16 protein-coding genes and 3 pseudogenes are annotated in these 26,899 nt (G+C 69.4%); 9 read left to right on the top strand and 10 right to left on the bottom strand.

The annotated features are described in order from the left end of the window. Positions 1-202: 202 nt before the first annotated feature. Complete coding sequence (locus tag AB0A90_RS02905) at positions 203-1,135, top strand: NADP-dependent oxidoreductase (RefSeq protein ID WP_357240607.1); 933 nt, start codon at positions 203-205, stop codon at positions 1,133-1,135. 1,276 nt (positions 1,136-2,411) lie between these two features. On the opposite strand, the gene AB0A90_RS02900 is transcribed toward AB0A90_RS02905, so the two are convergent. Beyond that, the gene (locus AB0A90_RS02900; RefSeq protein ID WP_357240604.1) at positions 2,412-2,795 is read right to left on the bottom strand and encodes a hypothetical protein; all 384 of its coding nucleotides are present in this window, start codon (positions 2,793-2,795) and stop codon (positions 2,412-2,414) included. Between the two features lie 319 nt (positions 2,796-3,114). Here AB0A90_RS02900 and AB0A90_RS02895 point away from each other — a divergent pair, with 319 nt between their 5' ends. Next, positions 3,115-3,372 (top strand): hypothetical protein, encoded by a 258-nt coding sequence (locus AB0A90_RS02895; RefSeq protein ID WP_357240601.1) that lies wholly within the window; start codon positions 3,115-3,117, stop codon positions 3,370-3,372. A gap of 10 nt (positions 3,373-3,382) precedes the next feature. Here AB0A90_RS02895 and AB0A90_RS02890 read toward each other — a convergent pair. Next, a pseudogene (locus AB0A90_RS02890) lies at positions 3,383-3,673 on the bottom strand (transposase); the annotation flags it as partial. A 241-nt stretch (positions 3,674-3,914) separates the two neighbouring features. Between AB0A90_RS02890 and AB0A90_RS02885 the strand changes: the two are divergent. Beyond that, positions 3,915-5,155: pseudogene (locus tag AB0A90_RS02885) on the top strand (IS701 family transposase). Between the two features lie 454 nt (positions 5,156-5,609). On the opposite strand, the gene AB0A90_RS02880 reads toward AB0A90_RS02885, so the two are convergent. Continuing rightward, positions 5,610-6,017: a lipoyl domain-containing protein gene (locus AB0A90_RS02880; RefSeq protein ID WP_357240598.1), complete on the bottom strand. Its 408-nt coding sequence runs from the start codon at positions 6,015-6,017 to the stop codon at positions 5,610-5,612. 371 nt (positions 6,018-6,388) lie between these two features. On the opposite strand from AB0A90_RS02880, the pseudogene AB0A90_RS02875 reads away from it, so the two are divergent. Continuing rightward, positions 6,389-6,553 (top strand): annotated as a pseudogene (locus tag AB0A90_RS02875) (PadR family transcriptional regulator); the annotation flags it as partial. A gap of 110 nt (positions 6,554-6,663) precedes the next feature. Here AB0A90_RS02875 and AB0A90_RS02870 read toward each other — a convergent pair. Genes AB0A90_RS02870 through AB0A90_RS02850 form a run of 5 tightly spaced genes read right to left on the bottom strand, consistent with a single transcriptional unit; the run spans position 6,664 to position 17,773 of the window. Then, entirely contained in the window at positions 6,664-9,054 is a 2,391-nt protein-coding gene (locus tag AB0A90_RS02870) for an SDR family NAD(P)-dependent oxidoreductase (RefSeq protein WP_357240595.1), read from the bottom strand. Beyond that, complete coding sequence (locus AB0A90_RS02865; protein ID WP_357240592.1) at positions 9,051-10,448, bottom strand: cytochrome P450; 1,398 nt, start codon at positions 10,446-10,448, stop codon at positions 9,051-9,053. Before AB0A90_RS02865 ends, AB0A90_RS02870 begins: the two co-directional genes overlap by 4 nt. A gap of 28 nt (positions 10,449-10,476) precedes the next feature. Then, positions 10,477-13,296 (bottom strand): SDR family NAD(P)-dependent oxidoreductase, encoded by a 2,820-nt coding sequence (locus AB0A90_RS02860; protein ID WP_357240589.1) that lies wholly within the window; start codon positions 13,294-13,296, stop codon positions 10,477-10,479. Then, entirely contained in the window at positions 13,293-16,382 is a 3,090-nt protein-coding gene (locus AB0A90_RS02855; protein WP_357240586.1) for an SDR family oxidoreductase, read from the bottom strand. The genes AB0A90_RS02860 and AB0A90_RS02855 overlap by 4 nt, the downstream gene beginning before the upstream one ends. Continuing rightward, positions 16,379-17,773 carry an acyltransferase domain-containing protein gene (locus tag AB0A90_RS02850; protein ID WP_357240583.1) on the bottom strand — a complete coding sequence of 465 codons (1,395 nt, stop codon included), beginning with the start codon at positions 17,771-17,773 and terminating at the stop codon, positions 16,379-16,381. The genes AB0A90_RS02855 and AB0A90_RS02850 overlap by 4 nt, the downstream gene beginning before the upstream one ends. Before the next feature lie 595 nt (positions 17,774-18,368). On the opposite strand from AB0A90_RS02850, the gene AB0A90_RS02845 reads away from it, so the two are divergent. From AB0A90_RS02845 to AB0A90_RS02835, 3 genes are all read left to right on the top strand, one after another. Next, the gene (locus tag AB0A90_RS02845; protein ID WP_357240580.1) at positions 18,369-19,049 is read left to right on the top strand and encodes a class I SAM-dependent methyltransferase; all 681 of its coding nucleotides are present in this window, start codon (positions 18,369-18,371) and stop codon (positions 19,047-19,049) included. 224 nt (positions 19,050-19,273) lie between these two features. Further along, complete coding sequence (locus AB0A90_RS02840) at positions 19,274-20,206, top strand: ABC transporter ATP-binding protein (RefSeq protein WP_357240577.1); 933 nt, start codon at positions 19,274-19,276, stop codon at positions 20,204-20,206. Then, entirely contained in the window at positions 20,203-21,006 is an 804-nt protein-coding gene (locus AB0A90_RS02835; protein WP_357240574.1) for an ABC transporter permease, read from the top strand. Before AB0A90_RS02840 ends, AB0A90_RS02835 begins: the two co-directional genes overlap by 4 nt. Before the next feature lie 206 nt (positions 21,007-21,212). Here AB0A90_RS02835 and AB0A90_RS02830 read toward each other — a convergent pair whose 3' ends face one another. Next, entirely contained in the window at positions 21,213-21,575 is a 363-nt protein-coding gene (locus AB0A90_RS02830) for a VOC family protein (RefSeq protein ID WP_357240572.1), read from the bottom strand. 137 nt (positions 21,576-21,712) lie between these two features. Beyond that, the gene (locus AB0A90_RS02825; RefSeq protein ID WP_357240569.1) at positions 21,713-23,533 is read right to left on the bottom strand and encodes a bifunctional metallophosphatase/5'-nucleotidase; all 1,821 of its coding nucleotides are present in this window, start codon (positions 23,531-23,533) and stop codon (positions 21,713-21,715) included. A 543-nt stretch (positions 23,534-24,076) separates the two neighbouring features. Here AB0A90_RS02825 and AB0A90_RS02820 point away from each other — a divergent pair. Continuing rightward, complete coding sequence (locus AB0A90_RS02820; protein ID WP_357240566.1) at positions 24,077-26,296, top strand: glycosyl hydrolase family 28 protein; 2,220 nt, start codon at positions 24,077-24,079, stop codon at positions 26,294-26,296. 128 nt (positions 26,297-26,424) lie between these two features. Then, entirely contained in the window at positions 26,425-26,754 is a 330-nt protein-coding gene (locus AB0A90_RS02815) for a hypothetical protein (RefSeq protein ID WP_357240563.1), read from the top strand. Positions 26,755-26,899 lie beyond the last annotated feature (145 nt).

The raw sequence follows: 26,899 nt of genomic DNA, 5'->3' as shown, positions 1-26,899 counted from the left end.
CAACCCTGGCAGCCGGATGCCTTTCGCTGCTCAGAGGCAGGCACTGACCTGGTCGGTCTCTGTGATGCCGCGCACCTTGACTTGCCTAGGCAAGTCAAGCACACTCGTTCACAGTTGCCCAGGCAAGTGTGGCGGCGGCGCGGCGTCCGGAGATTCCCCGATCGCCACGGATCCGACACCCCGAAACCATGAGGAGAGTGCAGTGAAGGCTATTCGCTACCACGAGTTCGGCAGCACCGATGTCCTGCGCCAGGAGGAGGTGGAGCGTCCGGTCCCCGGCGCCGGCCAAGTGCTGGTGAAGGTGGTGGCCACCTCGTTCAACCCCGTCGACGACCACATCCGGCTGGGTGTCCTCGCTGAGATGATCCCCACCCCACTGCCGATCACCCCCGGCCTCGATGTCGCGGGCACCGTTGCCGAGCTCGGCGACGGAGTCAGCGGACTGCAGGTCGGCGACCCGATCATCGCCATGTTCCCGCTGCATGAGCACGGCGGAGCCGCCGAGTACGCGGTCGTGGCGGCCGACCTGGTGACCGCCGCGCCCCGCAGCATCCCTCTGACCGACGCCGCCGCACTACCCCTGACCGGGCTGGCCGCTCGCCAAGCAGCCGTCGAACTCGCCGGGATCAAGACCGGCCAGACCGTTCTCGTCAACGGGGCAGGCGGTGCGGTGGGAGGCATCGTGGTCCAGCTCGCCGTCGAAGCCGGCGCTAAGGTGACCGCCGTCGACGGCCCCCAGCATGCCGACCGCCTGAACGGCTACGGTGCGGAGAAGGTCGTCGACCCGCTGGACCTCGACGCAGGCCCGGCCCCTGTCGGTGGTCCCTTCGACGTGGTGGTGAACCACGTACGCCTGGCTCCCGAGGACCTCGCGAAGCTGACCCCCTACGTGGCCGACGGCGGCATCGTCGTCAGCTCTGCCGGCCCGGTGCCGGCCGACGACGCACGCTCGGTACGCACGGCCGGCGTGTGGGTCGGCCCGGACGCCTCCCACCTGGCCGACCTCGTCTCCCGCATCGACAGCGGCGTACTCGAGCTGCACATCGCCGACCGCCGGCCGCTGGAGGAACTGCCGACCATCCACCAGGATGCAAGCAACGGCAAGCTGCTCGGCAAAACAGTCATCGTCGTCTGACGCCACGCCGCGTCCACCATCGAAGCCCCTCTTCGGTGGTGGGCGCCGACGTATCCGGAGTAGTCCGGCCGGCTGGTCGGAGCCGCGGCCAACTCGGCGTCGTTTGTAGTCGTCAGGGGCGCGGTGCTCGCAGCCGCCCGGCGACCGACACTCCGTCTTTCCCGTTCGGAAGGCTGCCATCGGTGACTGCGCGGAAATCACGTCGCACTCAGCGCGCAGTCGACCGCGGAAGCGAATGTCGTTCGGCGCGAAGGGGAATGTGGTCTGGCCGGTCGAGGCAGGGATCGCATACGCACTCATCGACATGACCGGACGTTGCGGCACCGGGTATCCGGTCACGGTCCGTAGGGTCCGGACGCGGCAGATCCGGATGTAGGCGGAGGTGCAAGCCGGCCACGGACTTTCGAGCTCGGGGCTCGTGATCGCGTCTGAACGGAGCAGAGGCGTAGGTCGTTTCCCGCGCAACACCGGCAGCGACATATGAATGACCGTCGCGACAGCCGTAGCCATCAGCTCCCACCGAGGTCCCCGATCAGATGCCGCCAAGATGCGTTGACGCGATGGAGAGGGCCTGCCCGCTGGAGCAACATTGCGCCGCCAGCGACAGTGCCGAGGCCGGTGCCGACGACGGCAACAGTCAAGACATGGCTGACGTTGCACGGAACTTCTGTGTGTCGCGACAGGGTCAGCAACCCTCCGACCACAGCAACCACACCTAATGCGATGGCACCAACCCCCCTGTGAGGTCGGTCCGTTTCAGGATCGCCACCGCTGCCCCGATCCAAACCCGTCGGCGCGTTGCGGTCCGTGGGTGGTTGCGCAGGCCCACCCCCGCCTGCCACCGACCCGGGCAAGCCGAGCGGGCCGCCGCCCAACCCGCCGGCGTCCGACCGTGCGTCACGGTGGTTTTGACGTGGCGGGCTGGGGCGGCGGCCGCTCCCCAGGAGGGCGGGTCGACAGACGGGATGGCAGTCGGACCGCGTTCTAGTCGAGGAGCAGCGCCAACAACCCGGTCAATGCAGCGGTGAACGTCGACAGATGGCCAGGAGTTGCGTTCACGAGTAGGCCACTTCCACGGGCGGTTCGGCGAGCGTACGGTTCTACCGTGGATCAAGACGTTGTTGCCCGCCCCGATGTGGAGCGCCTACCCGTGTCTGGTCGGGATGCGTTGTTTCGGTCGGCCACGGGTTTCGGCGTTTCCGTGGCAATAGTCTCCTTTGTTGCGCTGGTATGGCCCGACGCAGTCGAACTAGCGCTCTCCTCGATACTTATTTCCTCAGTCGGTTGGCTCCACGAGTCGAAGGACCATCGCCACAGAGTGGCTGCCGTGGTGTCCGGCGGGCCACCGGACTTTTCTCGTGATGTCGCTTGTGCTGCGCTGGGTGTACTGGCTGGCAGCCAGATCTATGCCGCCATTACCCGCCGTTAGTGACAAGGTGCAGGCCGTGCCCGCTGCGTGTCCGACAGGGCGGTCAACAAAGGTCAGCAGCGGGTTGCCCTGCCGCCTTCCCTGCCCCGTCAGCGGAGAATCATCCTTGTCACCAGCACAATTACGGTCGCCCACGTCGAGATCGACGCGCCGTCCAAACTGATCGTGCACAGCTGCGACGATCGCATCATGACCAGTCACGATGGCGAGCCCTGTCCCGAGTGCGGACACGCGCCCCAGGTGCACCCGAGGCCGGACGGCCGGGACCTCTCTATCTGTGCGACCTGCATCTACGAGGAGGACGAGGGGCTGCGCGATGTCGAGGCCATGTGTTCGAGGATCTTTCCGGCAATGCGGATGAGTGGCTAATACTCCAGCAGGAGATCCGTTTCAAGGCTGGTGATGGCTTGTCGGGGGCGTAGTGGCTGATCTTGGCTACGATGCGTCGTTACCCTGGGCAAGGACGGCAGCATCTCCGGCGGCTTCCCGCTCAGCGGCGAGGGCGTCAGAACCAACCCGCCGGCCTAACCACCGCATCCACGGGAGACCCATGGAAGTCAACGATTACGTCCGGCTCAGCCCCCGGATCATCGACCAGGTCGCACCCAAGATCAGCCCGAAGTACCGGTCGATGGTCCTGATGGCCAGAGGCGCCGGCGCCTGGGACCACGCGATCACGGACCTCGTCGGCGCCCTGTCGGAGGAGGACGTCGTGATCACCACGGCGGAGAAGGACGCGCTGCGGGAGCTCATGGAGTACCTCCGGGAACCTCTGACCTACCTGGAGCAGATCCGGACCTCGGACTGACGGCCGAAGCGTCGACCACCCACACCTGAGGCGTCACCAGATCAACCGCGGCCGTCGCCAGCCGCCGCCGCACACCGGCGACATCCCAGGTCGAGGACGTCAAGAACTGCTGCAAGTGCTGGTGATCGACCCCGAGCCGCTGCGCCATCGGCTGCATCGACTTACGCCGGCCGTCCAGCATCAGCCCACGCAGATACCGCAGACCAGTCGCCCGCTGATCCGAGCGCCGCAACCCCGCGAAGATCCCCGCCGCGAAGTCCTCCAACCGCGCCCGCAACCGAACGAGATCCCGCTCATCCACGCACCGCAGCCAAACACCGCCACAACACCCATACAAGCGACACGCCACAACGACCTAACAAAGCACTACTAGTACTTCAGCAGGAGATCCATCCGTTCTGACCTGCTGCGGCGGTGTGGTTTTGTCCGTGGGCGGGGAGCAGCCACCGCTGAGTCTCGTGGTTGTGTGGACCAAAGATACGGCGGTGGCTGCCGCCTACAGAGTAGACGTCCAGCGATGGTCTGGGCTGTTTGACGAGCTGATGGACGTGGTCGGGTCGCGCTTCGGCCGGCCTGAGCCGCGTCGGCGGGTGCGGGACTTCATGGCCGGGCTGCTGGCGCCGTTGCCGACGAAGAATTGTTGGACGATCGCGGAACACGCCGGTGACGACGGGCCAGGAGGAATGCAGGACCTGATCGGTCGGGCCAGGTGGGACGACGCGCAGGTCCGCGCCGACGTGCGGGACTTCGTCGCGGTCAAGCTCGGGCACCCGGACGGTGTGCTGCTGATCGACGAGACCGGTGACCTGAAGAAGGGCGTGCACACCGTCGGGGTGCAACGGCAGTACTCCGGCACCGCCGGGAAGATCGAGAACTGCCAGCTCGCGGTGCACCTTTCCTATGCTTCACCAGCCGGGCACACCCTGGTCGACGTCGCTCTCTACCTGCCGAAGTCCTGGACCGACGACCCCGCGCGTCGGGTGGAGGCTGGAGTGCCCGACACCGTCGGCTTCGCCACGAAACCGCAGCTGGCACAGCGGCTGATCGACACCGCCGTCTCCGGTGGCCTGCCATGCCGATGGGTTGCCGGCGACGAGGCCTACGGCGGTGACCCGCACCTGGCCGCGGCGTTACGCGACCATCGACTCGGTTACGTCCTCGCGGTCGCCTGCTCGCACCGGGTCCCGACCGGGCTTGGCATCCAGCGAGCGGACCAGATCGCCGTCGGCCTGCCGATACGGGCGTGGCAGCGGATCTCCGTCGGCCAGGGGGCGAAAGGGCACCGCTACTACGACTGGGCGTTCGTCACCCTGCCCCTGGCCGTCGACCAACACGACGGTCACCACTGGCTGCTGATCCGGCGCAACCGCACCACCGGTGAGCTGGCGTTCTACCGCTGCTGGTCACCCAACATCGTCCCCCCCTGCACCACCTGGCCGCCATCGCCGGCCGACGGTGGAGCATCGAGGAATCCTTCCAGGCCACCAAGACCGGGCTCGGCCTGGACCAGCACCAACACCGCCGCTGGCGGGCCTGGCACCGCTGGACCACCCTCGTCATCGCCGCACACGCGTTCCTCGCCGCCGCCGCAGCGGCCAGCACCACCACCCCGGACGGCCTGATCCCGATCACCGTCAACGAACTCCGCCGCCTGTTCCACGCCCTGGTCATCGAACCCACCCGACGCATCGGCGACCTCATCGCCTGGTCCATCTTCCGACGCCAGCACCAAGCCGAAGCCAAGATCAGCCACTACGCACGACAAGCCCTCACTGAGCCCTGAAACGATCTCCTGCTGGAGTACTAACCGGGTGACGACGGGCGCGGCGGCGGTGGACAACCACGGACGCTGGCGGACCGCTCGGCCAGCTCAAACGAGTCGCCAGCGCAGCTCACAAGCCGGTGGTTGTTCCTTCCGGACGAAGGGGTCAAGCTCCGCCAGGAGCCGGTCGACGGAGCTTGACATCCATAGGAGCATCGGGGTGGCAACATCGCGCAGGGTTGCTGCCGCCAGCTAGAGCAGGGTGAGGGCGGCGTCGTACCCAGGGCTGTTCTCTGGTGGGCGGCACAGCGAGCACCGCCGGTGGCGTTGCCGCAACGCTGAGGACCCGGGACGCCACCGGATCTCGGCGGACAGCGTGTTCAGAGCTTACAAGTGAGGGGTCAAGACTCGGGCGGGCAGCTGGCTTCATGCTGGTCGATGAGGACCACCTTTGCGAGGCAGAGGGTAAGCCGGCTCAGCACTTCATCTGCTGTTCGGCCACCGCTGACGGCCTTACGGCGAGCAGCGGGTATCCGACCGGAACCTCATCGCCCTCGCCAACGAAAACAGCCGCAACCGTTCCGGCGGCCGTGGCCGGGATTTCTGTATCGACTTTGTCGGTCGATACCTCCGCTGCCGCGTCACCAACCTGTACCGGCTCGCCCACGTGCTTCATGATCCGGATAACTGTTGCGGTCGTGATTCCCTCGCCCAATTGAGGCATCTCGACCGCCACTGTATCCCTGGGCAGATCTGGCCAAGCCGATGCGTCCACGGCGGCTCGCGCTAGGCGACGCCTGCGAGCATCAATTGCCAGGGCGATCACCGCCGCGAGGCCGACCAGTGGCGCGACGATGATCCACACCTCGTGCAGCAACCTCATGCCGCAGATTATGGCTGGGGCCTCGCAACCGCTGACAGTTCAGCGAGGGTGCGCCTGCCCCTGCTTGTGGCCTCCGGGGTCGGGCCGCTCGACGAGGACCAGGTCCAGGCCGTCAAACGCAATCTGGCAGCATCAGCGCTGGTCTGAGCCCATCGACCCCAGACCCTGATCGGTGTGCTCTTCCTCGTTCGTCGGGTTCCCGGTACTGGCTATTCCAGGGCATCGAGACCGGCATCTTCGTCGCCGTCGCCGCCCTGCTGCTCTACCTCGCCGTCCGCCGCATCCGCCGCGTCGCGTGACCGCGAAACCATCGAAGGGAGGCGCCATGCGCACACGCACCCACATCGCCGCGGCCGCGCTGGCTGCCGGCGCGGCGGCTGCGTGGCGAACGGGACGAGGAGACGTTCCTGCGCGAGGGTGAGCGCATCGGGCCGTACCTGACGTGTCTGCGCGGCCGCCGGTTCGAGCAGGAGAACCGTGAGTGGTGCGAGCAGGTCGCGGTGCTGCTGCGCGCCCGGGCGGCGCTGTCGGACTGACCCTGCTGTCGGTGTCATCGGCGGGTCGGTCCCGGCTGGCCGACGAGAGCCGGCGGTCGGGCCGACCGGATCGGCCCGACCGCCGGCGTCAAGCAGTTTGGTCGGCCCGCTCAGCCGCCCGTCACGCAGAGACCGGTCAGCTGCAGGACGGGCTCGTCAGCCGCCAACCCGGTCCAGTGGCGTCCGTCGGACGAGCCGAGGAGCCGGTCGACGCGCTGCGCCCCCGGGCGGGCGACGATCCGTTGCACGCTCACGCGGCGTCCGGTGCCAGCGGCGGCGGCCGCCACGGCGGCCTCAAGGGCGGTCGGGCAGATCGCGGCGGTCGGTGGAAACGGCATCGTCCACAGGTCGGCGGCCGTCCCGGCCGACAGGTCGGCCGAGTACCCGCCGTCGTGCCCGACCCGCCACCGCGGTCGGCTGATCGCCAGGCCGGACCAAAGCAGCCGAGGTCCACCGGAGCGGGGTGGAGCGTCAGCGGCTGGCGGGAAGGTCGCCGCCAGCGCCGAGGGCTCGGGCGGATCCTCGGCGTACCGCAGGGTGGCCGTGGCCGCCGGTTCGCCACCGTCGCCGAGCACCGCCACGGTCACCGTCCAGCCGTTCGGGGTGTCCGCGCCGACCGCGTGGTTGACGAAGCGGGTTCCCTCCTGCCGTAGCCGCAGCGCGTCGATCTGCACGGACACGTCGCTCAGTTCGACCAGGTGGCGGCGGGGCCAGCCCGGCGGGGCCACCCAGTCGGCCACCGAGCACATCTGCTCGATCAACACGCTGACCGGCAGGGCGGGGACACCGTCCACGGTGAACTCGCCGGCCAGACACGGTTGGTCCCCGGCGCGGTGGGTGACCGCGCTGCGGAGCTGGACGAACGGCTCGAACAGTTCGACCTCACCCAGGAAGTGGGCCAGCGAGTGCAGGCGTGGCAGGTCAGGGTGACCGGTGAACCGCCAGAACCCGCGCAACATCGAGGGGACCAGGGCGACCCCGATCCGACCGATGAACATCACCTCGCTGGTCGTACCCGCCCGCATCTCGTCGGTCCAGCGCCGGACGCCGTCGTCCGGCGCGATGGTGGAGACGTACCGCACAGCGTTGTCGTAGTTGGTGATCACCCCCAGCCGTTCCCAGGTCGGCCAGCACAGCGTCTGTGCCGGTAGGCCGTGGGTGCGGTGCGCCCAGAAGCCCAGCCGGGCGAGGGCTTCGTTACCCGCGGCGTAGTCGATCTGTCCGACCATGCCGCCCAGCCGCCCGGCGAGTGACCCGACGTTGCAGAACATCTTCAGCGTCGCGCGCCGGCGGTCGTCGGCGAGCACCTGGTTGACCAGGTTGGCGAAGCCGGTGACCTTGACGTCGACGGTGTCGACGACCTCTTCCGGCCGTTTCTCGGCCAGCCTTTTGGGCAGGTCGATGCCCGCGTTGTGGACGATCACCGTCGGCGCGCCGACGGTGTCGAACAGGGCCTCGACCTGGGCCTCGTCGGCGCAGTCGCACGCCTGGTAGGTGATCCGGAGACCGGCGTCCCGGGCGGCGGTGACATTGTGGTGCACCGCGCGCAGCTCCGCCTGTCGCCGCAGCACCTCGCGCACCTCGCGCAGTCGCGTCGCCGAGGTCGCCGCCGCGACCTCGGCGCGCCGGTATTCCTCGAAGGCGGCGTCGTCGAGGGCGAGCCAGGGCTCCTCGACGGACATGGCACTGCGTCCGGTGACCACCACGTGGCAACCGAACTCCCTGGCCAGATGCTCGGCGAGCGCGAAACCCACGCCCCGCGCGCCGCCGGAGATCAGGACCAGGTCGTCGACGCCGAGGTCGAGCCGGGGTTCGGGTACGTCCTGCCGGCGTGCCTCCAGCACGTAACGCTCGTCGCCGGCGTAGCCGACCTCGAACTGGTCCCACGAGCCGAGTTCGGCGTGCACCACGTCCGCGATGCGGACCGCTTCCGGCCGGTCGAGGTCCACCACCTTGATCGCCAGGTTGGGCAGCTCCCGGACCAGGCCCTTGGCGAGCCCCGCCCAGATGCCGCCCAACGGTTGTTCGATCGGAACGTCGTCGTACCCCATCTTGCCGCCCATGACGGTGACCACGAGGTACCAGCAGCCGTTGGCCAACGGCTGGGCCGCCCAGTCCGGATAGCGGTGCGCGAGCATCCGGACGCTGCGGTCCAGCGCGGAGCGCCAGTCGCCGTCACCGGGGGAGTACCGGGCGCCCGCCACGTTGAGGTCGACGATGCCGCCCCAGGCCGCCGGGGCCGGCTCGACACCGCGAGCGGCCACGTCGACTGCGAGACCTCGCGCCCGTAACCGCGCGGCGACGCCCTCCGCCAGCGCCACGTCGTCTCCGACGACCAGCAGCGGTCCCACGTCGGCTACCCGGGCGGTGACCGGCCGAGCCGCCGGGACCGGTGTCCACACGAACCGTTCGACGGGCCGGACGAACGATTCGGTGGTGAACGAGACCAGGTGCGGCCGGAGGGCGGGAGCACCCGGTGGGGACACCGTGGCAACGGTCACGACCGCTCCTCGAGGTACGCCGGCACTCCGCCGGTCGGGAACAGGGTGATGTACGTGCCCGGCCGGATGTCGTGACGCACCAGGCGGAGCCGGAACCGTTGACTGATCATCGCCACCGCGAGGACGCAGGTCGCCAGTGCCAGAGCCTTGCCGATACACATCCGTCGTCCGCCACCGAACGGGAGGTACGCGTACCGGTGTCGGCTCGTGGTGGCGGTGCGGAACCGGGCGGGGTCGAAGGCGTTCGGGTCGGTCCAGAGCTCGGCGGAGCGATGGGTGCCGTAAACGCTCATCAGGAGCGTGGTGCCGCCCGGCACGAACCGCCCCGCGACCGTGTCGTCGGCTATCGAGTCGCGGGGGAACTGCCACACCGGCGGGTAGAGCCGGAGCGCTTCGTCGACGGCGGCGGCGACGGCGGGCAGCCGGTCCACGTCGTCGATGGTCGGTGGGTTACCGGCCAGCACCCGGTCTACCTCTTCCTCGACCACCCGCCGCTCGCCGGGATGTCTGGCCAACTCGTACAGGGTCCAGATCATCGCCTGCCCGGTGGTGTCCGAGCCGGCCAGGAGCAGCGTCCGCAGACTGTCGGCGACGCCCTGGTCGGACAGGTCGGATCCGAGCAGTCGACCGGCGGGGTCGTCGCCGGTGTCACCGGTGCGTCCCCGTGACGTGACGGCGTCCCGCACGATCGCGTCGATCTTCTGATGGGCCCACCGGCGCTCCCGGTGGTATCGGGTCGGCAGCGCCTTGGGCAGCAGCTCGTTGATCCCGAAGACCGTCTTCGTGTACATCACCTTGGACGCGATCGCGGCGGCCTCGGAGTAGCCCGTCTCCGGCTTCGAGAGATCCCGACCGACCACGGCCGCGCCGATCACCCGGGCCGAGATGCTCATGACGTCGTCCGCGATGTCGACCGGTTCCCCTCGGTGGGCCAGCTCGGCCCAGCGGTCCAGCACGGCGCTGGTCGCGGTGATCGTTTCGACGGCGTCGTTGCGGGTCCGCTGCGGGGTGAACGCCGGCTGGACGACCCGTCGGTGCGTCTTCCACTCGGCGGTGTCGAGGGTGAGCAGGCCACGACCCATGTACGGGGCGAATCCCCGGTACAGCTTGCCCCGTACGTAGTTGTCGGGGTTGGTACGCAGCACCCGCTCGATGGCGTCGGGTTCGGTGACCTGGATGAACGGCACCGGCAGCTTGACGCCCACCATCGGGCCGTACCGCTGCTGGGTGTCGAGCGTGTACCCGAGCGGATCGCGGAAGTAGGGACCCGCGTCGCCGATGAGAGGCAGCCCCTTCGGGCCGTGCGGCACCGGGCACACGTTGCCCCGCTGCCCGCTGACCGGGCACGCCGCCGGCGGGCTGGTCGAATTCTCCGACTGCTGTTCGATGGACATTTGGCCTGCTCCTGTCCTTGTGCCCTGATCAGGGCCGAGTCGCTGGGGCGGGAAACATCTCGTCGAACGTCTTGCGGTCGACGATCTCGCCGGTGGACTGGTCGAGGTAGCCGACGATCGCGCCGATGATGTCCTTGACCTGGAGTAGCACCTCACCGTCGCGGGACACCGCGATGGCGCGATTGTCGGGGTTCGGGTCTTCGAGATCGAGATCGACCGGAGTCACGTACAACTCCACGTCTTCGCCGCCGGTAGCCAGGCTGGCGTCCGTGTGACCGCCGTACAGGTCGATGCGCCGGACGTACCGGGGGATCGCCACAGGCGTCCAACGGCCGTGCGCACGTTCCAACACGGCCACGCGGACCAGCCCGTCGAGTAGGACGGACGGCACCAGCAGGTCGGGGAACCAGCGGTGGATGCCGGCGGTGTCCAGGGCCAGCCGTCCGCGGCGACCCAGCGGGTGCACCCGGGTGTCCGTCGTGGAGCGGAACACCTCGCGCAGCAGCACCGGCGAGCCCGGCGCGTGGTAGGGGTCGATCAACGCCTCGCTGCCGTGTTCGTCCCAGTGTGTCCAGCGAGGCCCGGGCGTCGGTCGGTCGCGTAGCCGCACCACGACGGAGAAGTGCAGCCGGTCGCGTACCAGGACCCGCCCGCCCGGCCCGAGCACGTCGCCGGAGATCCGCACCTGCACCACCGACTCGGTGTCGTCGCTGCTCAACAGTCGCGCGGTCAGCCGCTTCGTCCTGCTTCGGCCGTCCCGGTAGACCCGCAGGAAGGACTCCAACCGGAGATCCTCGAAGACGACCGGCACTCGGTCGGGCACCAGCATCACGGCCACCTCGGCGGCCAGTTCTGGTACGAACGTGCCGGGCAGGGTGGGGAACTCGAAGACCTGGTGGTGCTCCAGGTAGCCGTCGCGATCGAGGTCGAAGGTGCGTACGGCGGTCAGCGACGTCGCGTCCCGGTGCACGACATCGTCGATGAACGGTAGCCGCCGCTCGGCCCGGGGTGCCGGTCCCGCCGGCGGCACCGCGGGCTGCGGTGGTGTGGCGGAACGGGGTGGTGCGGCGGGCACCTGCCGTGTCGTGGGCTCGGGTGGTGCCGCGGCGCAGAAGTCGAGCAGACCGGGGAGCACCGTGGAGAGCGCGCCCGCCTCGCGGTCACCGAACAGGACGGTCGCGGCCGGCGGCCTCGGACACGCGAGTTCGGCCAGGAAGTGCGTCACGCCCTCCTCGGTCGGGGTGGCCGTGAACCAGCCGGTCCGACTGAGGAACTCCTGCATCACGGTGCTGGCGCCCAGGCCGGTGTCGCGCCACAGCGTCCAGCCGATGGTGTGCTCGGTCGAGCCGTCGTCACGGGCGGCGGCTGCCGTGTTGAGGAAGTCGTTGGCGGAGGCGTAGTCGGTCTCGCCTCGGGTACCGCTGAAGCCCACGAACGATCCGAAGTTGCACCACCGGGCCGGTGGCCGCTCGCGCAGGGCGTCGGCCAGGTTGAGGTAGGTGCGGACCTTCAGGTCACGCACCGTGCGGAAGTCGGCCAGGCTCTTGGAGCGTAGGTCGGAGGCGCGGTTGATGCCGGCGATGTTGATCAGCAGGTCGATGTCGCCCTGTTCGGCCAGGACCGCGCCGATGGTCTCCCGCACTGCGGCGGTGTCGCGCAGGTCGCAGCGCAGGTACTGGACCCGGCCGGGTCCGCAGTGCAAGGCGAGTTCGGTCAGCGTACGGCGCATGTGGGCCGCGTCGCGTAGCCGGTCGAACCGCGCGTTGGCCGCCGCGACCGATACCCGGTCCGGGCCGGTGACCTGTTCCCGGATGTACCGGCTGCGCTGCTGCGGGTCGTCGAAATCCAGCACCGGATCGTCGTCTGCCGGCGGCGCGGAGCTGCCGAGGAGCACGATCCGTGGCGCGTAGTGCCGGGCCAGGGCGAGCAGGATCGGCGCGCCGATTCCTCGCGCACCACCCGCCGCCACCACCAGCGACGAACCGTCCAGCGGTGGCGGCGCGACATCGGGCTCGTCCACCTGCTCCGGACGGGCTCGCGGGGTCGTCCGACGGCCGTCGACGTGGTACACGCACGGCAACAGTTGCTCGGCACCGAGTTCTGCCACCGAGGTGGCGAGCGTGGCCGGTACCGGCCCGGCTGCGTGGACGGTGGCGACCACCAGCGCACCGGGACAGTCCAGCGCCAGGCTCTTCGTCAGCCCGGTGAACAGCCCGGTGAACGGCCGCGGCGTGCCGTCGGCGGTGATCCCGTCGAGGACGGTGACCAGATAGCTGCCGCCGTCGACCAGCCGGTCGGCGCTCTCCTGCGCTGCCAGGAACGCCCACTCGTGCAGCCGGAGCAGATCCCCGGACCGGGTCGACCAGCCCGCCACGTGCAGTTCCGGGTCACGGGTGTCCACGATCACCCGTACGTGCCGGGGTGGCGCCTCCCGTGGTGCCCGCGCCTCGGGCCAGTCCGCCGGTGACAGGTGGCGCGCTCCGCCGGACGTGCGTACCTCGACCGTGTCGTCCGAGACGACCAGGACGGTACCGTCGGCCGGCAGCGAGAGTTCCGCGGCGGCGGCGGTCGTGTTGGTCAGCACCAGCACACCCGCCGGCAGCAGTTCCGGCACCGGCCGTATCGCCCGGTAGGGCAGCTCGGCCAGTTCCAGGACGTGCCGGCGCAGCAGCTGTCCGGTCGGTGCGTCGGTCGCGGCCGGACCGGGCCGGCGCAGCCGCAGCGCCCGTACCGAGCCGGCGGCATCGGCGCGTACCGCCACGGTGCCGTACTCGACGCGGCCGGACAGCATCGCGGCGAGCCCGGCGGCGCCGCTCGCCCCGGCCAGTTTCGTGCCGAGCCCGCTCATCGGGTCACCTCCGCTACGGACAACCGGTCCAACTCGGCGAGGATGGGCAGCCCCTCGGCCTCGGCCACCGACCGCCGGGTCAACGCGAACAGGAACGCGCCCTCGGCCAGCTCGCCCTCCGAGGCGAACACGGCCCGCCACGATGCCAGGGTGTTGCCGTTCACCCCGGCGACCAGCGCCAGGTCGAGGTCGCCGAAGCGCAGGTAGTGGGCGGCGACCTCGAACGCGTCCGCCAGCGAGGCACCGCCGCCGTCCACGGTGATGTTGAGGCCGCGCAGATCGAAGTAGTTGCAGAGCCGGGCCGCGATGACGTTGGGCATCTCGCCCGGGAAGGAGTCCTCGGTCGGCGCGGCGATCCGCCCGGTGACGTCCTGCCGGAGCTGCTTGAGCAGCCGGGCCAGAGCCTCCGGATCGCGGGCCTCCGTACCGACGCGGTCCAGCTCGTCGAGGTAGCAGCGCAGCGCGAGCAGGACCGCGTTGCGGGTCGGACCCGCGTGCGCGACCACCACTCCGGTCCGCTCGCGGCGACGCTCGCAGGCCTGGCGTACCTGCCCGTCGAGGCGCTGCATGCACTCGACCAGCATCAGTTGGGTCCGGTCGGTGGCCCTCGCCGCCGGCGGCGGCATCTGGAGCTTCGGGAACGGCGGATGGGGATAGACCGGACCGAAGGTGTGCGGGGCACCGGCACGGCCGACGGAGCAGTCCGCGACCGCTTCGGTGTCGTCCACTCCGGGCAGGTGTCCCGACCAGCCGACCAGCACCAGCGGATCGGTGTGCGGCTCGCCGTAGCCGTAGGCGCCGTTCACGTCCGGGCGGTACTCGCTGACCAGCAGATGGGCGTTGGTGCCGCCGAATCCGAAAGCGGAGACCGCCGCGGTGCGGCACCGGTCCGGCAGGGGCGGCCAGGCGACCGGCTCGCTGGGTACGGCGAGGTTGGAGGTATCCGCTCCGAACGACTCGGGGGTGCCGGTGAACCGGTACTGGGCGGGTATCACCCCGTGCCGCAGGGCCAGCAGCGCGTGGATGACCGACACCACGCCGGCTGCCCAGCCGGTGTGCCCGATCAGCGACTTGTTCGACGTCACCTGGATCGGCGCGTCGCCCGCGTAGGCGGCCCGCAGGGAGAGGAACTCCGCTTCGTCGCCGGCCGGGGTGCCCGTCGCGTGCGCGATGACCATGCCCACGTCGCCGGGGCGGACCGTCGAACGGGTCAGCGCACGGTGCACCGCCAGCTCCTGCCCGCTGCTGGACGGCGCGTAGATCGCCTTACCCTTACCGTCGGCGGAAAGCCCGGAGCCGGCCAGGATGCCGTGGATCTGGTCGCCGTCGGCGAGCGCCCGGGAGAGCCGCTTGAGCGCCACCACACCGGCACCGTCGGAGAAGAGCACCCCGTCGGCGGCACGGTCGAGCGCGCGTACCGCGCCGGTCTTGGACAGGCCACCGAGCTTGGCGAAGAGCACCGAACCACTCGGCATGAGCGCGAACGAGCCGCCGCAGAGCGCGATGTCCGCATCCCCCGTGAGCAGGTCGCGTATACCCAGATCGATCGAGTACAGCGAGGACGAGCAGGCGGTGTCCACCATCGTCACCCGAGCGTCGTCCGGCAGGATTCCGGCCACCGCGGCGCGCCCGACCTGGTGCGGCAGGGCCGCCGGCCGGTCCGGGGACTGGTGCGGCAGCACCCGGTCGAGCAGGGTACGCAGGTCGTCGCGTACCGCGGGCTCGTCCGCCGCGGTTCCAGCCATCGCGAGAAACTCTCGGCTCGCCAGCGCCTCGAACAGGTGCTGGCTGCCGTCCGGCGTGTACCCGACCCAGACGCCGTACCGGTCGCCGGGGCGCCGTTTGACGCCGTCGAGAGCCTGGTGGACGCAGTGCCGCAGCCACCGGATCGTGAAGTCCGTGGTGTCGTCGTCGACGATCGGCTCGCCGGCCATCGCCGGGTGTGGTCGCAGGTCGGTGATGAACCCCGACCTGCGCTGGTAGGTCTTGTCCGGCGCGGTCGGGTCCGGGTGGTGGAAGCCGTCCATCCACCAGCGCTCCGGAGGCACCTCGACGAACAGTTCGGCACCCTCGTTGAGCAGCGACCAGAACCCGTCGGGGTCGGACGCGCCGGGCACCGCGATCCCCATCCCGACGACGACCACCGGGTCGTACGTGGCGTCGTGACCGGTTGGTACGGGGGTGGCATCGCTCGTCGCCTCGGGTGGTGCGACAGCCGCTTGCTCGGGAAGCGTGACAGCCGCCTCCTCGGACGGTGCGACAGCCGCTTCCTCGGGGGGCGTGACAGCGGTCGACGGGGCGGGGGCCGGAGGGGCCGCGTCGGGTGACAGCGCCCGATGATGCAGGCTCAGCCCGCCGTCGGCCAACACCGTCTGCCCGGTGATCCAGCCGGCCTCGGGCGACGCGAGCAGCAGGACCACGCCGGCCAGATCCTCTGGCGTGGCGAGTCGCCGCATCGGCGTGGCGGCCACCAGATTGTCCCGCAGCGAGGGAAAGCCGGGAAAGCGGCGGCCGACGTCGTTTTCGATCAGGCCGGCCGAGGCGGTGTTCACCCGGATGTCGTCCGCCGCGAACTCGGCGGCCAGATACCGCGTCAGGCTCTCCAGGGCCGCCTTGGACACCCCGACGGACAGATAGTTGGCCGGGGCGTGCGTGGCGCCCATGGACGAGACGTTGACGATGCACGACCCCGGGGTGACGGCAAGTAGCGGGCGGGCGGTGCGTGAGCACCACAGCGGTCCCTTGACGTTGATGTCGAAAGCGCGGTCCAGGTGCTCGTCGGTGATGTCGTCGATCGTGGCGAAGGTCCCGGTGGCGGCATTGTTCACCAGCACGTCGAGCCGGCCGTACTCGTCGCGCACCTGGTCGAACATCTGCTCGAGCTGCGCCGGTCGGGCCACTGACGCGCGCAGCGGCTTCGCCCGTCCGCCCGCTGCGACCACCTCAGCGGCCAGTTCCTTCGCCGCTGGCCAGGAATGGAAGCAGTTGATCAGGACGGTGGCACCGGTCGCCGCGAAACCTCGGACGATCTCCCGGCCGACGCTGCCGGCCCCGCCGGTGACCAGGACCACCCGTCCGCCCGTCATCGGACCTGCCCGCTCGCGAGGTTCCCGTGCACGAGGTCGACCACGTTGCCGAAGGTGCGGTACTCGCCGATGCGCATCCCCTCGGGGCGCATACCCAGCGCGAACGTCTGGCCGATGCGGTTGAGCAGTTCGGTCTGCTTGACCGAGTCCACACCGAGGTCCGCCTCCAGTTGCGCGGCGTCCTCGAAGACCTCCTCCGGGTATTCGAGAGCCTGGGCGTACATGGCGCGCAGTTGCGCGGCGATCTCGGACCGGGGTAGCGCAGACCGACCGGCCGCTTCCCGTACCTCCGGGGTCGCCGCGGCCGGCGTGGGGGCTGGCGGAGCGGGCGGCGCAGTGGGCGTCGCGGTCGGCGGAGCGGGCGTCAGGTTCGGCGGGACGGGCGTAGCGCGCACGGTGGCGGCCGGCGGGACGGCGACTGTCGACGACGGTACGAGGAAGGCAGCGGCCTCCGCGATGGTCGTCGCGGTCTCGGTCACCGGCGTCAACACCGTGACGTCGGGGTGGAGCGAACGGACCACGTTGGTCAGCGCCCGACCCGCGCCGAGTTCCACCCAGACCCGAGCGCCCGCCCGGTGCAGCCGGCCAACGGTGCCGGCAAAGTCCACGGGCAGCACAAGGTGCGCGGAGAGCATCGCGGCGAGGTCGTCGTCCGCCCGATAGAACCGGCCCAGGATCGGGGAGAAGACCGGGGTGTGCATGGGCGCGGCACGCAGCCCCGTGAGCCGCTCCGCGAGCGCCTGTCGGGCGGTCGTCAACATGGTGTGATGAAACGGGTACGCCGAGAGCAGCGGTGTGGCCGGCACTCCGATCGCGGCGGCGATCGCCTTGACCCGGCGCAGCGCGTCGGCGGACCCGGAGACCACCACCTGTTCCGGCCCGTTGTCGGACGCGATCACCGGGCCGGCGTGGTCGAGTAGCGCGAGCACGGCGTCCATCCGGTCCCGGCCGCAACCGACAGCGACGAGCCCGCCTTCGGCCGTGGCGTGCTCCCGCAGTACGGCGATCCGGTGGCAGAGCACGGACGCGCCCTGCTCGACGCTGAGGGCACCTCCGGCCACCAGCGCGGCGATCTCGCCCATGCTGTGGCCGATCAGCGCGCCGAACGCGCCGCCACGGCGGCGTAGCGCGTCGTGTGTCGCGACGGTGGTGGTGAAGATCGCGAGCTGCATGGTGTCGGGCGAGTCGGCGAACAACTGTTGGGTGCTCGGCGGCTCACCAGCGCGTAGGCCGGCGATCGGATGGTGGCCGAGCATGGCCGCGCTGACCCGATCGACCTGCTCGACGAGCATTTCCAGTTCCCGGTCGGCACCGATGAAGTCCAGGCAGCCGGGGAAATAGGCACCCTGTCCGGGGAAAACACCGACAGCAATCTCTGGTTGATCGAACATCAGATCTCCTCCGCTATCCCCTCGTGTGGTGTCACCGACGCTGAAGCGCCGCCACCGGCCGGAGGTCTGGCGAGCCGGCCCTGTCCTCCTGTCCTCCGCTCCTCGGCCGTGCCGAGGCCAGCTCCCGACCCCTTGGTCCAAACACAGGAGACGGTCGGCCGGTGGGAAAGACGTTAGGTCGTCGACTGGGATGCACGTTAGGTCGTCGACCGAGATACATCAGGTCCGCGACCTCTCGCCGGCGGCCGTAGCCCACCTACGAAGGAGCCGAGTGCCCACCCTGGACGTGTATTTTCTCGCCCCGCACGAGCCGTACTCGGCGCCGACGCACCTGACCGATCGTCCTCAGCAGGCAGACGTCGGGTTACGAGACATCCCTCAGCTAGTGGGCTGTCCACGAACGTTTTCCGGTTTCGGACACGTTGGACGGCGGGTGCCGGCTGGCACCAGCCGGGTGCGGGATCAGTCGACGAGGACGGCCGAGGCGCCCAGGACTGTTGACCTTGCCCAAGGGTGAAGGCCGACACTGTCTGTGGCGAGCGAGCTGGTGAGGTGTGCGCTTGTCGCTGACCGGACACCAATGAGAGGGGCTCGCATGGATGAGGACGGTCTCCTGGCAGAACAGATGGCCTACTACCGGGCCGGTGCGGCCGAATACGACCGGCCCTATACAGAGTACGAAGACCTGCAGAGGTTGTTGGCTGTCGTCGATGACCTTCCGATCGCCGGGGATGTGCTCGAGTTGGCCTGTGGAACAGGTCAGTGGACCTCTCTGCTCGCCGCACGGGCACATTCGGTGACAGCTGTCGATGCGGCATCCGAAGTGTTAGCCCTGGCTCGGGCGCGCACCGCATCCCCTACCGTGCAGTTCATTGAGGCCGACTTGTTTGAGTGGCAGCCGCCACGACGCTACGACATCGTGTTCTTCGCCTTCTGGCTCTCCCATGTACCGCCGGCACGCTTGCCCGACTTCTGGAACGCCGTCGCCACCGCGCTCGCGCCGGGCGGCAAAGCAGTCTTCATCGACGACGGCCCCGCCGTAGCCGCCAGCGAAGAAGTCCTCGCGAACCAGCCGACCCCGGCGGTGCTGCGCCGGCTCGATGACGGCAGCCAGTACCGCATCGTGAAGGTATTCCATGATGCTCAGACCCTCACGGACGTCCTCACAGCGCTGGGGTGGTCGGTCGGCATCCGGCCCATGGGCGGGAACTTCGTCGGCATCGCAGAACCCCCGACCACCCCAGGCGAAGAGCCCGCAACCGTGCCAGCATCCTGAGCCAGGCGGTGCCGTACCGACACGGCCACCCGCATTCTCCAAAGGTCGTGCGCTGACGAGAGGACACCGCGTCCGGACGGGCCAGTCCTGGCCCGGATGACCGCGCGGGAAAGGACCACGGCCTGCGGCGGGTTCAGTGCACGGGTGACCCGTGCAAACGACACGGTCGAATCATGACAGCACGGGGATCGGCAATGTGTTCCCCGGATGGGCAGGCTGAGGTCATGGAAGACGTCGTCATTGAAGTGAACCAGCTGCGTCGTAGCTATGGGGAGTTCGAGGCGGTCCGGGGGGTGTCTTTGGCCATCGGCCGGGGCGAGCTGTTCGCCCTGCTGGGCACCAACGGCGCCGGCAAGACCACCACGATCGAGGCGCTCGAGGGGTTGCAGCGGCCGACCTCAGGCGAGGTGCGGGTGCTCGGCCTGGACCCGATCGCCGACCGCTCCGCTGTACGTCCGCGGACCGGCGTGATGCTCCAGCACGGCGGTTTCACCGGCGCCCTGACCGTACGCGAGACGATCGAGTCCTGGCGGGCGCTCACCGTTCGTCCGCGCACCACCCGCGACATGCTCGAGACGGTGGAACTGGCCGACCGGGCCGACGTCGCCGTCGAGCAGCTCTCCGGCGGCGAGGGCCGGCGGCTGGAGCTGGCGCTGGCCGTGCTGGGTAGGCCGGAGGTGCTCTTCCTCGACGAGCCGACCACCGGTATGGATCCGGCCTCGCGGCGCCGCACCTGGGATGTCGTCCGCGAGCTGCAGGCGGGCGGGACCACCATCCTGCTCACCACGCACTACCTCGAAGAGGCGGAGGTGCTCGCCGACCGGGTGGCGATCATGCAGGGCGGGCACATCGTGTCTCGCGGGACGCCCGAGGAGGTGGTGCACACGCTGCCGGCGCGGATCACGTTCCGCTCACCGGAGGGGTACGACCTGCCCGATCTGCCGCACGGCACGCTCTCGGTGGACGGCGACCGCGTCGCCTACGAGACCCGCGACCTGCAGGGCGACCTCTCCCGGCTACTGGACTGGGCCAAAACCACCGGAGTGCGGCTGTACGGGCTCTCCGCGCGCCCCGCCACCCTCGAGGACGTATTCCTGGACATCGCCGGCGAGCACGCTGACGCCGGTCAGCGACCGGAACGTGAGGAAGTTCGATGACCACCGTCACGACGGATCGGGCGGCGCGGCCGTCCTGGCAGATGCTCGCCCTGCTGCGCATGGAGCTGCTGGCGCTGCGGCGCAACTGGACCGCCACCGCCCTCTCCGTGGTCACTCCGCTGCTCATCGGGTTGCTGTTGACCAGCGGATACGGCGGCCAGGCCGTCCCCGGAGTGCGCCGGGTGGTCAGCGTGACCGCGCTGATCATGGTCTTCGTGGTGCACCACCACCTGACCACCGTCTACGCCTCGCGCCGGCAGGAGAACGTGCTCAAGCGGATGCGTGTGGGTCTGCCGTCCGACCGCACCATCCTGCTCGGCACCGCCAGCAGCACCGTGCTCACCTTCCTGGCGCAGACCGCCGTCCTGGTGCTCTACGCCATCCTGGCGCTCGACCTGCCGGTGCCGCGACACCCGCTGGTGATCCTGCTTGCCTTGCTGCTGGGCGCCGCGGTGATGGCAGCCTTCGCCGCGGTACTGTCCGCGGTCACCCGCAGCTCCGAGGCCGCGATGCTGACCACCCTGCCATCCATGGTGATCTTCTTGGCCGCCCCGGGTGCACTGCTGCCGCTGGGCGCGCTGCCGGAGCCGATCGAGCGGGCGCTGTGGTTCCTGCCGACCGGCCCGTTCACCGAACTGCTCCGCGTCGGGTGGCTGGCCCAGACCGACGGGGGCCGGGCGCTCGGCTTCTGGGACAGTCACCTGCTCGCACTGCCCTCGGCCGGTGTGCTGCTGGTGTGGCTGGTCATCGGCGCCTGGCTGACCCGCCGCTTCTTCCGGTGGGAGCCCCGGCACGTCTGATCCGACGCCGGCCCATCATGCCTGCTCCGCTCGGCGCCCGACATCCAGGTGGTGGCTGGTATCCGACGGGCGCGGCGCGGTGCCCTGCGCGCCGGTCGGTGTGTCGACGGCTCCCACTCTCACGGCCGCTTGTGATCAGTGTGCAACGACGACGGTGCGTACGACGCCATCAGCAGTCTCGGATGCTCGTCGAAAACCCAACCAGATCACACCCGGTAGTACTGCACGACGCAGAACTCGTTGTCCTCCGGGTCGGTCATGACGAGGACTGCGCCCTCTTGGTAGTCATGCCGTTCACCTGTCCACCGCCCGCCCAACATCCCGATCCGCTCGACCGCTTCGTCGACGTCGGTAACGGCGATGTCGAGGTGTAGTCGCGTCTTGCCGACCTTGGGCTCCGGGACCGGCTGGAATGTCAGCACCGGGCTGCCCTCGGCGACAGTGACGCGCCGCCAGCCGGGAAGAGACTCCGTCACGCGTCCTCCAAGCACGACGGACCAGAAGTCAGCCAGTCGCTGCGGATCCCGGCAGTCGACCGTGACTCCGGCAAGTCGGCCCAGTGTCTCCACGACACCGACCATAGCGACGATGTGCAGCCCGCTCCCACGGCCCGATGAGATGGACGTACCCGAGAGTTGAACCCGAACCCGGGTGCGGGCGGTGCCTGGCCGCCCGCACCCGGTTGGTCCGACGTCGTCGACCCGCCTTAGCGGGACACCGGGGTCGCCCGGTCCAGCGCGGGCGGGCGGACCGGGGACGCGTTCTCCAGGTAGCGCCACAGAGCGTCACCGCCGTTGTACAGGCTGCGGTCCTGCTTGCGCGCCTCGAACAGCGCGGTGAACCCGGGTGTGGCGTTCTTGGCGAAGAAGTTGTTCGCCAGGGTCGCGATCCGATACGTCGACTTGAGCCTCAACGGCTTGCCGCCGATCCGCACGCTGCCGGGGTCCACCCGGTCGCCGACCGGCCTGGACAGGTCGTAGCGATACCGGACGTTGCCCGACACCGCCATGTGCCGGTACGTCACGGTGCCGTCCGCCGCCTGCTGCCACTGGCTCTCCAGCAGTTGGTCGAGCTGGGCGCCTGTCACGTCGCCCCGGACGAGCCCCACCCCGATGCCGCTGTCGTAGACGGTGCCCAGCGCGAGCTCGGAGAAGAGCACCCGGCCCGGTGCGTCGGCCGGGTTGGCAGGGTCGGCGGCGTACCGGACGTCCCGGCGCAGGATGCCGGGCATCGCGACCGCCAGATCGGCCTTGCCGTCCCGGTTCGCGGCCCAGAGGAACGCGTCGGCGGTGGCGTCATACATGGTCGACTCGGCGCTGTCACCCGGGGCCCGGGTCAGGTCCGCGGTCACCCGCGCGACCGGCAGGTTCGCCCGCTTCGCCAGCTCAGTCCGCCAGTAGTCGGCGATCCGCAGGGTCTCGGGGTCCGGAGTCACGTCCTGGGTGTTGGCGTGGTTGACCGAGGTCGTCCGGTCCCGCAGCACCTCGCCGGTACGCGGGTCGAGCTGGAGGTTGATCTCGTTGAACAGTCGGCCGTGGTTGGCCGCCTCCACCACCGGACGCGGGTTGCCGGCCGGGTCGGGGAGCATGCAGTTCACCAGGGCGTGCCAGTGGCCGGTGACGATCGCGTCGACGTCCGCGCTGATCCGGGCGTTGGCGTCGTACATCGGGCCGAACGGGTTGACGCACTCGTCGTACCCGGCACCGGCCTCCTGGGAGAAGCCCTCGTGGATGACCGCCACGATGGCCTTCACGCCCTGCCGGCGCAGCTCGGCCGCGTACTTGTTGACCGTGTCAGCCTCGTCGAGGAAGTCGAACCCCTTCGGGGTGTAGGACATCTGCTCCTCGGACATCAGCTTGGTGGTGGCGTGCACGAAGCCGACCGGCAGCCGACCGCCGTGCCCGTCGCTGACGTACTCGACGTGGTACGGCGGCAGCTTGGGCTTGCCGCTGCGGTCGTCCACGACGCTGCCGGAGTAGTAGTCGTAGTCCGCGCCGTGGAAGCGCCGGCCGGTGGAGTCGGTGAAGCAGATGTCGTTGTCGGGCCGCCACCGGCAGGTGCCATCGTCCATGTGCCGGAGGAACTCGTAGCCCCGATCCATCTCGTGGTTGCCGACCGTGGAGAATTCCAGCCCGATCGAGTTCAGGTATTCGATGGTCGGCTCGTTCCAGAACCACCCGGTCTCGTTCGGCCAACCGCTGAAGTCGTCCCCGGCCGAGAAGAGGATGGAGTTCCGCTGGCCGGCTTGGCGCTGCTTGAGGTGTGCCGTCAGGTAGGCGCCGCCGCCGACCTGACGGGCCGGCTCGCCGGCCCGGGCTCCGGGCACGGTCGTGGTGTAGTCGCCGAAGTAGCCGTGCAGGTCCGTGATGGACAAGAGTTGCACCGGGACCGGCGTACCCGGCCGGGCGCCGGCCGGCGAGGCCGAGGCAGCCGGCGACGCCGCCCCACCGGCCAGCAGCAAGCCGGCGGCCACCGCGGCGGCCAGGGCGGTTCGGCCACGCCTTAGCAATCGAGCGCTGTCAAGCATGTGTCGGGCTCCCAAGGGTGGTACGGGTTGGTTCGCCCGGACAGCCTCTGCCCAGTTGATCAACATTGTGTGAACTGCCGTGGTGCTCGGCCTGACCACGCACTGACGATGCGCCGCTGAGCCGGCAAGGCCGCTCGCCGTGCGGGGTCACCGGAGTTATTCATCCTGGTAACTTGCTGCGCTATGCGGAGCACCACCCTTCTGATGGCGGCGTGGCTGGCCACCACCGTCGTGGTTGCCCCCGAGGGGGTGCAGGCGGCGAACACCGGCCCGGGTGCCACGTCGGCTGTCATGGAGCACTTCAACGATGCTGAGTTCGGCACCGTGCCAGCCGGCTGGGGTACCGATACGTCCGGCGGGACCGTCGGGGTCGCCGCCGTCCCAGACGCGGTGGACCGCAGCCTCCGGCTGACGAAGACCGCGACTGACGCAGCTTCGTCGACGATTGTGGAGCGGCGGACGGCAGCCGGTCTCACCGGCGTCGTCGAGGCGGAGGTACGCGTCCGCGTCGACTCGGCGGTAAGTGCGTTCAACGTGCTCTACGTGGCCAGCCGGACCGGCGTGCCGGTGGCGAGCATCGGCATCCGCGCCGGGCGCTACTACAACGCCGGCCCGAATCAGACGCTCGCGGCCGCGTCGCAGGGCTGGCACGTCGTGCGTGTCGAGCTGCGCACCGACGACCAGACCTTCGACCTGTACGTCGATGGTGCCAAGCTGCTCGACGCCGCGCCGTTCCGCACTCCGGCCGCCGATGTCGGCCGGCTCACGTTCGGCCTCGGTCCCGGCGCCACCAACCTCGGCACGATGTGGGTCGACAACGTGAGCCTGCGAAGGGTGCCCGAGGACACCGCGGCGTACCAGGCCAAGGACCTGTTCGACGACGTGCCGGTCGGTACCGTGGCGCCGGGCTACGTGGTTGCCGGTGGCGGGGGCACCGTCGATGCGCAGCCCGTGCCGAGCGACGCCGACCGCAGCCTGCGCATCACCAAGACCACCAGCACTCAGGAGTTGACCGCCACCCGTGCGTTGAGGACACCACAGAAGGGCGTCGTGATGGTGCAGGCCAACTTGCGGACGGAGTCGACGACCGGTGTCAAGATGGCGCTGTACATCCGCAGTTCCACTGGCAGGATCTCGGCCTCGCTACAGTTCAGCAACTCGGTCCTGCAGTACGTATCCGGCGGGGTCAGCCATGTCCTGCTCTCCGGTGTGCAGCCCGGCGAGTGGTACACGGTCCGCCTCGTGCTCGACGTCCCGGGCCGACAGTTCGTGGCCTACGCAGACGGCCGGCGCTTTCCGGCGGTGAGCACCACGGCAAGACCCACCCACTTCCCGTTCCGCGACCCGGCCGCGGCCGATGTGGCGCAACTCGTCCTCGGCGTCGGCGCCGGCCAGGTCGGCACCTTGTACGCCGACAAGGTTCTCGCGTATCCGGTTCCCGACCAGACGCCGACCGGGCCGGTTGTGGACGTGCGCTCGTTCGGCGCGACCGGGAACGGCACCACCGACGACACCGCAGCGGTCCAGGCGGCGGTGAACGCGACTCCCACTGGCGGTTCGGTCCTGCTCAGCGGCGGTGTGTTCCGCACCGGGACGATCATGTTGAAGTCCGATATGACGTTCTTCGTGGCACCCGATGCCATGCTGCTGGGCACCTGGGATGACGCTGCCTACCCCTCCGTTGCGAGGATCGCCCCGAGCCGCCCTTTCGTCGGCGGCGTGCTCACCAAGGCGCTGCTCTTCTCCCACCGGGCAAACAATCTGACCATCGAGGGCGGCGGAGTCATCCACGGCAACGGCACGAATCCCGCCTGGGCCGGCGGCCAGCCCGGGCCCGCCGAGAACCACCGTCCGGCCGGCATGTTCCTCACCTCCGGCAGCAATGTCACCATCCGTGACATCTACCTGAAGGACGCCGCGTTCTGGGGCATCGTGCCCGCCGAAATCGACGGCCTGACCATCACCGACGTCGCGGTCGACAGCAACATCGACGGAAACCGTGACGGCATCGACGTCGTCGACGGTCACGATGTCCTCATCGAACGGGTGGACGTCTACAGCGATGACGACTCGATCTGCTTCAAGAGTCACTTCTCGACCAGCCAGCGCGTCTCCAGCCGCGGAGTCGTCGGGGCCGTCGTCCGGCTGTCGAGCGTGTCCGCCTCCGGACGGGCGAACGGCGTCAAGCTCGGCACCGCCAGCGACGGCGCCTTCGCCGACATCACGGTCGAGGACGTCCTTGTCAAACGACCGCGCAACGCGGGGATCGTCGTCACCGAGGTTGGCGGCGGGACGGTCACCAATGCCCGGTTCCGGCGTGTCACGATCGACCAGACCCAGCGGGCGATCTTCGTGCTGATCGGGCGCCGAACCGGAGCACCCGACCCCCGGTGGATCAGCGGCCTGCGCTTCGAGGACATCACTGCTACCCGCATCGCTGATGCGGCGCCCAACCATCTTGCGACGGGAGCCGTGCTCTCGGGTACCAAGGAGAGCACGGGCGCCACGTACGGGATGTACGACATCCTCCTGAGCAATGTGAAAGTCAACGTCACCGTCGGCGGATCGGTCGCTCCGCAGACTCCGAACGAGTACAACGGCGACTATCCCGAGAGCACCCGCTGGCCCTACCTTGCGGCGTACGGCTTCTTCATTCGACACGCAGACGGGGTGACGCTGCGTAACAGCTCGGCGACGCTTGCGAATCCCGGAGCCCGGCCGATGACAGCCACGGTCGACGTGCTTACGTATGCGACGGGCTGACACGGCAACGGCAGTAGGCGAATCGAGAGTCGACTCGCGTTCGTTGGTCTGCGTGTGACGGATGTTGATGTCGATCGGCGGCATCGAGCGGTCGTTTGTCGGCAGCGGCGGGGGGTAGGCGCCCGGCCGTGACCGACACGGCGGGCGACGGCCGGTTTCCGCGCTTCATCGACGCGGTATCCCGGCGGTGTGGCCTGCCGCCCGAGCAGGCTGCCGCCGTCTCCCGCGCCGTGCTGAAGACGATGGCCGAACGGGTGACCGATTCCGGGAGATGGTGTCGCGGTTGCCGCGCGACGACGACGGTGCTGTCGGCCCCGTCCCGCCGGAAGCGTGCACGCGCTCAACCCACGGCGCAGAGCGTGGTCCGCGGCGAGCGACCCGATGTCTCTGGCCGGGAAATTCCTCTACGCAATGAATGCGCGACCGCAAAAATGGCCCCTGATGATCGTTCTAGGTGAAAATCCGCCGCTGCGCCAGGGGGATGATCGGACGACTTTCGTCATCCCTCGTCTGATCACCCGCTAGCCCTTCGGGTCGACTCTAGTCAATGATCTTCCGCGCCAGGCGTTGAGTCCTATGCTCGCTCCATTGTGAATTCCTGGG

The sequence above is a fragment of the Micromonospora sp. NPDC049204 genome, assembly GCF_040647935.1.
Lineage (GTDB): Bacteria > Actinomycetota > Actinomycetes > Mycobacteriales > Micromonosporaceae > Micromonospora.
This window is presented reverse-complemented; position numbering and strand designations above follow the sequence as displayed.